The 10,489-nt window shown below is 56.5% G+C and carries 6 protein-coding genes and 1 pseudogene; all 7 read left to right on the top strand.

Features of this window, described 5'->3' with window-relative positions:
- Window positions 1-287: 287 nt before the first annotated feature.
- The 7 genes and pseudogenes from PLH32_17275 (at window position 288) to PLH32_17245 (ending at window position 10,488) form a co-directional block, all read left to right on the top strand.
- Window positions 288-515, top strand: a pseudogene (locus PLH32_17275) (site-specific integrase).
- A gap of 970 nt (window positions 516-1,485) precedes the next feature.
- Complete coding sequence (locus PLH32_17270) at window positions 1,486-2,490, top strand: hypothetical protein (protein HQJ66360.1); 1,005 nt, start codon at window positions 1,486-1,488, stop codon at window positions 2,488-2,490.
- A 203-nt stretch (window positions 2,491-2,693) separates the two neighbouring features.
- On the top strand, window positions 2,694-3,938 hold the full coding sequence (locus PLH32_17265; protein HQJ66359.1) for an ABC transporter substrate-binding protein: 1,245 nt from the start codon (window positions 2,694-2,696) through the stop codon (window positions 3,936-3,938).
- Entirely contained in the window at window positions 3,935-4,828 is an 894-nt protein-coding gene (locus PLH32_17260) for a sugar ABC transporter permease (protein HQJ66358.1), read from the top strand. Before PLH32_17265 ends, PLH32_17260 begins: the two co-directional genes overlap by 4 nt.
- Window positions 4,825-5,649, top strand: coding sequence for a carbohydrate ABC transporter permease (locus PLH32_17255; protein HQJ66357.1), 825 nt, complete (start codon window positions 4,825-4,827; stop codon window positions 5,647-5,649). Before PLH32_17260 ends, PLH32_17255 begins: the two co-directional genes overlap by 4 nt.
- A gap of 32 nt (window positions 5,650-5,681) precedes the next feature.
- Window positions 5,682-8,660 (top strand): TonB-dependent receptor, encoded by a 2,979-nt coding sequence (locus PLH32_17250; GenBank protein ID HQJ66356.1) that lies wholly within the window; start codon window positions 5,682-5,684, stop codon window positions 8,658-8,660.
- Window positions 8,661-8,676: 16 nt separating this feature from the next.
- Window positions 8,677-10,488, top strand: a complete 1,812-nt coding sequence (locus PLH32_17245) for a hypothetical protein (GenBank protein HQJ66355.1) — start codon at window positions 8,677-8,679, stop codon at window positions 10,486-10,488.
- The last annotated feature ends 1 nt before the right edge of the window (window position 10,489 follow it).

Below are 10,489 nucleotides of genomic sequence, written 5' to 3'. Positions count from 1 at the left end.
CCATACACTGGGTAGAAAATCTATCCGGTCTGTGAGTAACAGATAATTTTACAGCCAATTATAATTGATTTATCGATTCAAAGGAAGGTCAACTCGACCGAATAGAAAAATATCATGAATTATATTAAATCAAAATATTATAAGATATTATGACGGCACTGGCTGAATTACTATCCGGTCCAATAGACCGGATGGTATCTAAAAAAATCTCTTTGAATGATCTTCTATTTAATGTTAAAGGTGTATAAAATAACACTAAATATTCATCAGCCTCAAAGGAGGCTGCGATGGCTGGGAAAAAACTCCTCGATCAGGTGCGCGATGGCATCCGCACCTGATATTATAGTTACAAGACCGAAAAAAGCTATGTTCGCTGGATTCTCCAGTATATCCTCTTTCATCATAAATGCCAACCTAAGGAAATGGGAGAACCGGAAATTGCCGCCTTTTTCACTCACCTGGCCACCAGGCAAAACATCTCCGCATCTACCCAGAATCAAGCCCTTAATGCCATACCAATGTTCTCAATCGCGGCGGATACGGCGTACGCAGCCCACTGGATGCCCTGAAATAGAAAAAGCGCCATCCAGCCCCGCTTGTGAACGTGATTGCGCTTTCCCTACCATGCAACTCCTCCCCTGGAATCCTAATTTATTGATGTTACAAAATTAATCGATTTAATGCAAGTGAAATGCGGGATGATGGGGAGTCTTCTTCCTCAGTGGATGCATCTCTTTAAATCATGTCTTGCCATATCTGCCTTTTATGAGATTTGTTGGAAACGCAAGGAGGCCAGGCCGTACCTGGCCGGCGTGAATGAAGCGGGAGAGCCCTCAGGGCGGGATCCCATATTCAAGGAGAGACAGTGGCTGAGCAAGCGGCAAAAGATCAGCGCATCCAGGCGCTCTGGTGAACCCGGCTGTATCTGCGGCTGGTCTGAGGATGCCCAGGGTGCCGGGAGGGCGATGCGGGCCGGCCATTCCGGACGTGCATGGGCCGCCAGGGGAAAATAGTCAACTCTAAGCCATGAATTAAGCCATTGTGGACGTCGATGGGGCAGGAGTGAGAAGTAACCAACTCTGGTCCAGGAATCAAGGAAATCTCATCGCAGTCTATAGACCCGCCGGACGTGTGAGGGGCTGCCGTCTGCTGCAACCGCTCGCTGCAAAATGTACTGCTCGTGGGAACTTGAAAGGCCCATCGACATTTCTGGGCAGGTTGGCCCGGTTGTACCATCGCCACTATGATTACTTTTTAGTATTTTTGCTTGATTTACAGGTCCTGAATGGCTAATTTACTTTAAGGTCGCCAGTGGCACGGGCGCCGGCAATGGCCTGACGATCTGTACGGGGGGAAACAACGGGGGATCAGCGTTTCATTATGGATGGTTCCCTTTTTAATCATCGTAAGAATCACTTTTACAGCATTTTATCAGGTCATGCAATTTAGCCGGCGGTGGGGAAAACTTGCCTGAAAGGACAGACTATGAAACGCTGCGTCCGATGTATCATGCCCGATACGGCTAAGGGAATAACGCTCGATGCACTGGGAATATGCCCTTTATGCCACGCATATAGGGAAGTTGAACCGCGAGGGGAAGATGCGCTTCGGCAAGAGATCTTGCCGTTTGTCAAGGATATCGCTGGAGAAAACTGTATCGTGCCGGTCAGCGGCGGCAGAGACAGCGCCTACGCGCTCTATTATGTGAAAAAAGTGCTGGGGCTAAAACCTCTTGCGGTGCATAACGACAATGATTTCGAGTCGGAGATTGCCAAGAAAAATCTTGAGGCCATTACATCAAGCATACAGGTACCGTTGGTGCGTGTACAATCAAAACGGCAACTGCACCGTAAAGTTGTTGCTGAAAAGTATAAAATGAACGCACCGTTCGGCCCCGGCCGCATCGTTGAGCAAACCTGCGAGGCGTGCAAGTACGGTTTTGAATCCGGATCATATAATATCGCCCGGCAAAGGGGAATCAAGGTTATTTTTTGGGGTGATTCAAATGACGAGTCGACCACACCGTATCATAGTTTATTTGATCATGAGGAACCATCGCGGCTGCGCCGTCTGCTCTCGCCATCGGTTGTGCACCTGTTGAAATACAAATATTATTTTGGGCGCATGAAAAAGGAGTATGGCTCTGATTCTCCTCTGGGTCTTAAGGAAATTCATCTCTATGATTATGTCCGCTGGGATCAGCGCGTCATTGTGGATACCATTCAGAGCGAATTGGGATGGTCGGTTCCGGAAGAAGCGGTGACCACGTGGCGGGTTGACTGCACGCTGGTGCCGCTGGTGAATTTTCTTTCCGAGAAAGCTTACGGTGTAAGCAAACTGGAAATCGGTTTCAGCAATATGGTACGCGCGGGCAAAATGGACCGCGAAGATGCTCTTCAGAAAACAGCCTTGGTCAAGAAAAACACAGATATTAATCAGCTTAGGCAATTTCTGCGCGAATTAGGTATTTCCCCGCAATTGCTGGAGTAACCTCGCTTGCCCAAACGCAGGGCTCCATCAAGTGTGCCCGCAACCATCAGTTGCTTGTATCTGTAAAAATAATTCGTAAGGTTTTTTCTATCGGTCATTTCTGCCCATGGGAGACAAAGATCAAAACCGCTGGAAAAACCGCTCTGATCCTTTGTTGTGCCGGTGCGATCGCCCTGCTTTTTCACCACCAGATAGCCCCTCCAATGCAGCGGCAAGTCGACTACTGGTTCGTCGCAGGGGTCAAGGAGGACATCCCGCCCTGTGTTGCCCTCTTCAACGCCGCGCAGGAGTCGATCCATGTCGAGGCTACGCCGATTCCTTGGAACGAGCACGAAAAAAAGGTACTCACCGCCATCCTCAGTGGAAATCCCCCGGATGTGGTCAATCTGGTCACTCCGGTGCCCAAATGGGCGGCGCGCAAGGCCCTGGTCGCCCTCGATCCGGCCCTCAAAGCCGATCGCTACGATACCACTGAATTCTTCCCCTCCCTCTGGCAGGAGATGAAATACCGCGGCCGCACCTATGCTCTCCCCGCCTACACCGGCTCCTACGCGCTCTTTTACAACCGCCGGCTGCTACGCGAGGCCGGACTCGACCCGGACCGGCCGCCCCGGACCTGGGAGGAGGTGCAGCGCTGCTCCCGCCGACTCCTCAGGCGGGAAAAGGGCCGGATTGTGCAGATGGGCTTTATCCCCCAGTATGGTACGATCGAGACGCCGCTGATCATCGCCTTCGAACTCGGCGCCCGTTTCATCGATCCCACTGGCGCCCGAGTGACGCTGACCGCTCCGGAGGTGGTCACGGCCTTTCAGTGGGAACGCGACTTTTTCGACCTCTACACGGTTGAGGAGGTCTCCGCCTTCATGGGCGGTTTTGGCTATGGCGACCAGCAGGGCTTCATCGCCGAGAAGGTCGCGCTCTTCATCAACGACAACAGCTTTGTCGACCAGATCGCCCGCTACCAGCCCGGCCTCGATTATGGCGTAGCGATGATCCCCACCTTCGGGGATTCACCCTCGGTCTCCTCAGCGGGCAGCTGGTGGCTGGCGATCCCGCGCGGCGCGAAAAACCGCCGCGACGCCTGGAGCTTTATGAAATTTGTCGTCAGCCGCGAGACCCAGCTACGGGAGGCGATGAACCGCACCGAGACGCTTTTCCCGGTCAACCGCCTTGCCGCTAACGACCCGGCCTTTCTGGCGATGAACCCCTATGTGCGCATTTTCACCGGCCAGATGGAGCAGACCCGCTCCAAATCGATCGTGCCGCTGGTCCATGATATTTTCTGGCGCGAGTTTTCGCTGGCGCGCGAGCGCTCCCTGCGCGGGGTGATGCCGCCGCAGCAGGCCCTGGCGCAGGCGGAGCGCACCATCCAGGCGGCACTCGATCGCGCTCTCGAGTACGATGCCTATGTCAATGCCCGCATGAAAATCGAGGTTTTCCAGCCGTGAAACGATTCGGCCAAAATACCCTGCGGGGCTATCTCTTCGCCTCGCCCTGGATCATCGGCTTTCTGGCCTTCGGCCTCTATCCGGTTTTCATGTCGTTCTGGTACAGCCTCTGTCAGTATGATGTGCTGCGCATCCCCCAATTCGTCGGCCTGCGCAACTACCGGGAGCTGCTCTTCGGAGACCCCAATTTCTACCGCGCGGTCTGGAACACACTCTTTTATACCCTGGTGCGCACGCCGCTGGTGATTCTCGGCTCTCTGCTGCTGGCAATGATCGTCAGCAAGGCCGTGCGCGGGGTGCGGATTTTCCGCACGATCTATTTCATCCCGTCGATTATCTCAGGAGTCATCCTTTCGGTCTTGTGGATGTGGCTGCTCAATCCCGAATACGGCCTCATCAACAGTTCCCTGCAGTTCTTCGGCCTGAAGGGGCCGCTCTGGCTGATCGATCCGCGCTGGTCCAAGCCGGCGATCATCCTGATGAGTGTCTGGTCGCTGGGTGGCGGACGGATGCTGGTTTTTTTCGCGGCGATCCAGAACGTGCCGCAGCACTATTACGAGGCGGTCGAGATGGACGGAGGCGGCTGGTGGGCCCGCTTCCGCCATGTTACCCTGCCCTTCATATCGCCGGTACTTTTTCTCTGGTCCATCCTCGAGGTTATCGGCGCGCTGCAGGTTTTTGTCGAAGCCTATGTTATGACCAAGGGCGGGCCGCTGAATTCGACCCTTTTTTACAATCTCTATCTTTACAACAAGGCCTTTGATGATTTTGACATGGGTTATGCCTCGGCCCTGGCCTGGTTGCTTTTTCTGCTGGCGGGCATCATCACCTTCATCCAGTTCAAGGTGAGCCGGAAATGGGTCTATTACAGCGGCGGGGTCGAGAAATGAACGGGAACCGGTCTGCGCAAAACCTGATCTTTGCGGTGATGACCGTCATCGCCCTCTTTTTCCTGCTGCCTTTCATCTGGATTCTGCTCACCTCGCTCAAGCCGGAGGCCGAGGTTTTTTCGCGCGCTCTGTTGCCGCGCAGCCTCCATCTCGAGAATTATCTCCTGCTTTTTCACAAGATGCCTTTTATCCAGTACTTACAGAATTCGGTCCTGATCAGCGCCGTTTCGGTGACCGGCGTGGTCCTCTCCAGCTCGCTGGTGGGATATGCCTTCGGCTGCATGACCTGGCCCGGCCGCAATTTTCTCTTTTATTTCGTCATCGCTACAATGATGCTGCCGATGCAGGTGACGATGATCCCGGTCTTTGTGATTTTTACCAAGCTGGGGTGGCTCAACACCTTCAAGCCGCTCACGGTGCCGATGTTTCTCGGTGGTGGGGCCTTCAATATCTTTCTGATGCGACAGTTTTTCATGACCGTGCCGGCGAGTCTGCTCGACGCGGCGCGTATCGACGGTTGCAGCGAGCTGGGCATCTGGTGGCGGATCGTCCTGCCCTTGGCCCGGCCGGCGCTGGCGACCGTGGCCATCCTCACCTTCATGTTCACCTGGAACGATTTTCTCACCCCCCTGATCTATCTCTCCGACAAGGCCAAGGGCACCCTTGCCCTGGGCCTGGGACAGTTGGCTGGACAGCAGCAGCCGGAGTGGGCGGTGCTGATGGCCGCTTCGATTCTGATGATGCTGCCGGTGATCGTCCTCTTTTTTCTCTTCCAGAAGTATTTCATTCAGGGATTCACGATGAGCGGGATCAAGGAATGAATTTCGCTGTCAGGAGGTATCCTTTGAAGTCCATGAAACTGATTTTCGCGCTGCTGTTCTCGCTGTTCGCGGGCGCCGCGCTGGTGCAGGCGGGCACGACCGGAAAGATCGCCGGCACGGCCGTCGACCGGGAGAGCGGCGCCCCGCTGCCCGGGGTCAATGTTTCCCTGGTGGGGACCACCCTGGGCGCCTCCGCCGGACTCGACGGCGCCTTTTTCATTCTTCAGGTGCCGCCCGGCACGTATGCCGTCAAGGCGAGCATGATCGGCAAGCAGACGGTGATCATCGAGAATGTCATCGTCAGGGTCGATCTCACCACCACCCTGCGCATCCGGATGGTGGATGAGGCGATCGCCCTCGGCAAGGAGGTGACTGTCTACGCCGAGGCGCCGGTGATCCAGAAAGACGTCACCGCCAGCATCCAGAACCTCGGCATCAAGGAATTCGAGCGCATACCGATGCGTGACACCAAGCAGGGGCTGATGGTTCAGGCCGGCGTCTTCTTCGATCCCATCCCGGTCGCCGGCGGACTTGGCTCGGCGGGCAAAGGGGAGACCCGGTATGCCGTCCGTGGCGGCAGCCAGGACGAAGTGAAGTGGTTCATCGATGGCGCGCGGGTGAGCAATCTGGTTATGGGGCGCGCCGACTGGGGCGGCTCCTTCACCAACGTCCCGATGCAGGCGGTCAAGGAGGTCCAGGTGATGACCGGCGGCTTTACCGCCGAGTACAGCGAGGCCCAGTCCGGCGTCGTCAGCATCGTCACCCGCGAGGGCGGCGACGCTCTGCATGGCTCGGCTGATTTCAGTTATGGCCTCGCTGGTCAGCACCATTTCGGCAACTACCTTTACGACCACAAAACCGAAAAGGAGTTCCGCGCCCACACCCTGGCTGACGGCACGCTCGATCCCGCCTGGTGGACGGCCAGCCGGCAGGCCCAGATTTATGACTATCGCAAGATCCCCGATTTTACCGGCACGGTCACTTTGGACGGCCCGCTCTTCAAGCTGCGAGGCACCCCGATCGGTTTTTTCACCTCCCTGCAGATTAAAAAAGCCGCCTATACCCTGCCGCATCCGCGCGACTCGCGCGATACCCGGAACCTGATGTTCAATCTGGCCTGGAATCCCAAGAGCATCAAGATGAAACTTACGGGATTTTATAATCAGGACGCCCACTGCACCCTGCAGGAGAACGGGGACTTTACCAACCAGGCCAAGTATTACCGCGGTTGGGGCTCCCTGCTCCATACCGATACCTGGATGCTCAATTACGGCTTCACCCACCTCCTCGGCGAGCGCCTCTATTATGATCTCAAATTGAGCACCTACTGGTCCCATTTCAAGGAAAAACCCAGCGATTACAGCCTGATCGGGGCGAGCCAAAAGCCCACCCTCTGGGGTTTCCACCGCTGGGACGGCTACGAAGATGAGCCCTTCGACCACTATGCTCCGGCGCTCTATAACGATCTCCTCACCGGGGATATCTCGCTGACCGGCACCGTCAACTGGCAGTTCGACCGCAACAACCTGCTCAAGAGCGGCGCCGAGTTCCGCTACAACACCTTTGACGAGCGCGAGAGTTATCGCACACCCTCTTTCACCCGCGACAAATCGCTCTGGCTGAACCGCGGTCTCATGAACACCTATCACCCGCTGCAGGCCGCCCTCTTTCTCCAGGACAAGATGGAGTTCGAGAGCATGATTCTCAACATCGGTCTGCGCTATGACTATTTTGATCCCAATTACAGCTGGTTCGCGCCGACGACCCTCTTCAATCTGGCCATCAATCCCGCTTACGATACAGCGCTCGATCCCGATAAGGATCAGATCGATGCCAACGGTAACGTCAAGTACGCTTTCGACAATGTCCTGAACAAGCCGCGGCAGGCCGCCAAACGCTACAGTATGATCAGTCCACGCTTCGGCGTCTCCTTCCCGATCAGCGACAAGTCCCTGCTCCACTTCAATTATGGCCACTACTACCAGATGCCGCCCCTGGACCAGATGTTCGAGATCGGCTACTTCCGCCCGGAGTACATCGTCAAAAAGATCGTGGCCGAGCGCATCGCCGCAGCCGCCGAGGGGCGCGCCCCCGCGCACATCGCCTCCAACGATGGCGACGCCGAACGGGTGGTCGGCTTCACCAACCAGCCGCTCAAGCCCCAGAAGACGATCCAGTTCGAGGCCGGTTTCAAACAGAGCTTCGAAAGGATCGCCGTAGTCGACATCGTTGCCTATTACAAGGATGTCTTCGACCAGACCCAGGAACGGATCGGCCTCTTCGACCATCATATCTACGGTTGGGATCCCTTCAACAAGGTGACAACACCCAATGCCTCGTATCAGACCTACCTGGCGGGCGATTATGGCGACTCGCGCGGCATCGAGGCGGCCTTGCACACCCTCTTCAGCGAGGTTCTCTTTTTCGATGTCAACTACAGCTTCTCACGCGCCACCGAGGGCCGGGCGACCCCCGGCGTCATCCGCTACGACGGCCAGGGCAAGGCGACCTTCACCTGGGATGCCGACGTCAACAAACGCATCCCGGTCGAGAAGAGCTTCTCCAGGCCCCACGTGCTGCGCGTTAACAGCTATCTCCGCTTCCCCAGAAGCAATCGTGCCACAACGGTCGATCGCATCCTCCAGGAAAGCAGCCTCAGCCTTCTCTTCAATTACTACAGCGGCCAGGCCTTCACCTATCTGACGCCGACCGATCCGCCTGACACCTACAACAATTACCGCTTTCCGGTAATCTATACCTTCGATCTCAAGCTGGAAAAGCAGTGGCAGCTCTGGGGCGGGCATGCCATGACCTGGTACATGAACATCACCAACCTGCTGAATAAAAAGAATCTACGCTCCTACGGCGACGCCCTCTTTGACAGTGAGGCCACCAAAAAATTCATCGAAAAGGGCACGGTTTCGACGGTTGACGCCGATGGCTATGACATCAGCTGGCAGAATTACTTCGAGACCCGCCGGATCTTCCTCGGCGCCAGGTATAGTTTTTAACGGGAAAGGGCCATCCATGAAATCGAGACTGCTCCTTCTTTTGCTGATCCCCTTGTCCGTTTATCCCCAGGCGCGCAAGGCCGAATTCAGGATCCATGACCGAGGGATCCTCTGGGAGACCATGAAAGACGACGGCACCATCGGCGCCCCCGATCCCACAAACCGCTATCAGTACTATCCGAGTATGGACTGGCCCGGCGGACCGGAGACGATGATCAAGGACGACCAGCGTTCCTACATGCTTGGTGCCGGCCTCTGGATCGGCGGCCGTCGTAACAACGGCACCCTCTTTTTCACCGAGAACGGACCCTTCACCTTCGTCGACAACGGCTCTTTCACGACCCTGGAAAAGGCCGATAATTTTATCGGAGGGAGCAGCTATAACCCGGCTGAAGCCGAGCAGCGTATCACCATGCGGCTGACGACCACGGAGAAGGTCGAAGTCCGCCGCATCAGCCGTGCCTGGAGCTTCCCGAACCTCAACAATTTCATCCTCCTGGAATATACCTTTTACAACCGCAATTCCACCCCTCTGTCGGACCTCTATTTCGGCTTTCCCTATCTGATCCGGCCGAGCTACCAGGACTTTGTCGTCCATAACGGCTGGGGGGATGATTTTAACCGCACCGACGATTTCGTTCGTTACGACGACGAGTACCAGACGCTTTACTCGTGGGACGACACCCCGAACTATACCCTGCCGACGGATATCGGCAATTACTGGGATGAAAAAAATGAGCTGCGCACGCCGGGTTATGCCGGATATGCCCTGATTGACGCCACCCCGGCCCGGGGCGGCCTGGCGCAGCCCGCGGTCGTTTTCTATGCCCAGTTGCTCAACAATGAGCGCTATTTCACCTCAACGAGCAGCTCGGCGGCCGATCTCTACGCCATTCTCAGCGGCCAGAACAAGAGCCTCCAGGCCGCCGAGGAGGATCATCTCTCACCCTTTATGCTGATGGCGGCCGGCCCCTATGACCTCGCCCCAGGGGATTCGGTCCGGATCGTCCTCGCCGAGGCGGTCGCCGGCCTCACGCTCGAGAACGCCCGCAAGGGTCTGGCGGCGCAGAGGCAACTGATGCTCGGCGAGGACCTGCTTTTCGACAGCATCGACCAGGCCTGGAAACTTTATAAAAACAACTATGCTGTCAAAGCGGTGCCGCCGCCTTCGCCGGCCCTGCAGATCATCCCGGTGCCGGAGAACCAGTCGATCACCCTCAACTGGGAGCCGGTCGACGCCGGCTGGGTGGACCCCCTGACCGGCGCCGCCGATTTCTATGAATACCGCGTCTACCGCAGCAGCATCTCCTTCATCGGCCCCTTCGAACAGCTGCGGGTGATCCGGCCGAGCCGCCCCACCGACTTGACCCGCTTTTTCAATGCCGAAAAAAACAAGTGGATCATGGAGGATGCGACCATCAGCCTCGGCGCCGGCTATTATTACTATGTCACCTCGGCCGACAAGGATGGCAACGAGAGCGGCATGACCAACCGCAACACCACCGCAGTCTACGCCATCCGCAGCCCGGCGGACAACACCCTGAACGTCACGGTTTTTCCCAACCCCTTCCGCATCACTTCCGGCTTCCCGGTCAGCGGCGCGGAGAACTCGATTGTCTGGACCAACCTCCCCGCCGAGTGCATCATCCGTCTTTACACCAGCAATGGCGAGCTGATCAAGACCATGCGTCATCGCAGCCCGGTCTCCGGCGAGGAGACCTGGGACCAGCTCACCGATGCCCGGCAGCGCCCGGCCCCGGGGATCTATTTCTGGACGGTCGAATCCAGCGTGGGCCAGGCCAAAGGCACTTTACTCATCATAAAGTAGA

The sequence above is a fragment of the bacterium genome (genome assembly GCA_035419245.1).
Lineage (GTDB): Bacteria > Zhuqueibacterota > Zhuqueibacteria > Residuimicrobiales > Residuimicrobiaceae > JAKPUX01.
Note: the sequence above shows the minus strand (reverse complement) of the source record. Positions and strands in the feature narration are given on the sequence as shown.